The sequence below is a fragment of the Pseudanabaena sp. 'Roaring Creek' genome (assembly GCF_001402795.1).
GTDB lineage: Bacteria > Cyanobacteriota > Cyanobacteriia > Pseudanabaenales > Pseudanabaenaceae > Pseudanabaena.
This window is the reverse complement of the sequence record NZ_LIRE01000502.1, coordinates 1-1075: the sequence shown is the minus strand read 5'-3', so window position 1 is coordinate 1075 and position 1075 is coordinate 1. Positions and strand designations below refer to the sequence as shown.

Genomic DNA, 1075 nt, shown 5'->3' with positions numbered 1-1075 from the left:
CTATTAGACTTGGCGATAGCTATACCAACGAAAGTGTGATAACACTTTTGTGAATTAGAAACTAAACCCAGTAAGGGACTTGCTATTAATTAAAGTACCTGTGGCTTCGACTACGCTCAGCCAACGTTAGCTGAGCGTAGTCGAAGCTAGATAACTTTGGTGGGACATTTTTTATCCGCAAGAGCCTAAGGGTTTTCAAAGCTCAAAATGGCCTTAGCCATTTTGAGCTTTGAAAACCCTTACTGCATTAGGCGTGGTAGCCTGAAAAAATTTGATTGCCAATTCGCACCATCGTTGTGCCAGCTTTGATGGCGATCGCATAGTCCGCAGACATTCCCATCGAAAGTTCGCGAATATTTTCCCAACCTAGGGAGCGCAGCTTGGCTGCCAACTCTCGGGCATGGTTGAAGACTGTATGGGATTGTGATTCATCTAAACCGAGGGGCAAGATCGTCATCAGTCCCACGATATTGAGATGTTTTAATTGGGCTAACTGCGGTAAATCAGCTAGCAGTTCTGCTTCCGACCAGCCTGATTTATGGGGATCGTCCGCTAGCTTGACCTGTAATAGGAGTTTGGGGGATTTACCCAGTTCGGGGATGAGACGATCGCATTGCTCGGCAAGACTCAAGCGATCGAGGGAATGAATCCAATCAAATTGAGCGATCGCCGCTCTTGCTTTATTACTTTGCAAAGAGCCGATCATATGCCAAGTGATATCGGTTAAGTCCGCTAATTCAGTTTGCTTGATTTTGGCATCTTGCACCCGCGATTCGCCAAAATCGCGCACTCCCGCATCGTAGGCTGCACGAATTGCTGCGATCGATGTATATTTGCTGACTGCAACTAGTTTTACCTGCGGGGGGAGATGGGTGCGGATTTGGTTTAGGCGATCGCTGATGGTGGGGATCGCCTCAGGATTAACTTCAGACATGAAATAGACCAGTGCTAAGTATCAACTAAGTAATATCCAAGCTGAAAATGGCTACGCCATTTTCAGCTTGGAAAACCCTTACTGGGTTTGATTTTTAATTCACAAAAGTGTTGGCACACTTTCGTGAATTGGGATAAGTAG

General features: G+C 46.0%; 1 protein-coding gene. It reads right to left on the bottom strand.

Annotated features, from left to right (window positions below; genetic code table 11):
* Positions 1 to 247 precede the first annotated feature (247 nt).
* Positions 248 to 934, bottom strand: a complete 687-nt coding sequence (locus AC805_RS15635) for a YggS family pyridoxal phosphate-dependent enzyme (protein ID WP_055076282.1) — start codon at positions 932 to 934, stop codon at positions 248 to 250.
* Positions 935 to 1075: the final 141 nt, after the last annotated feature.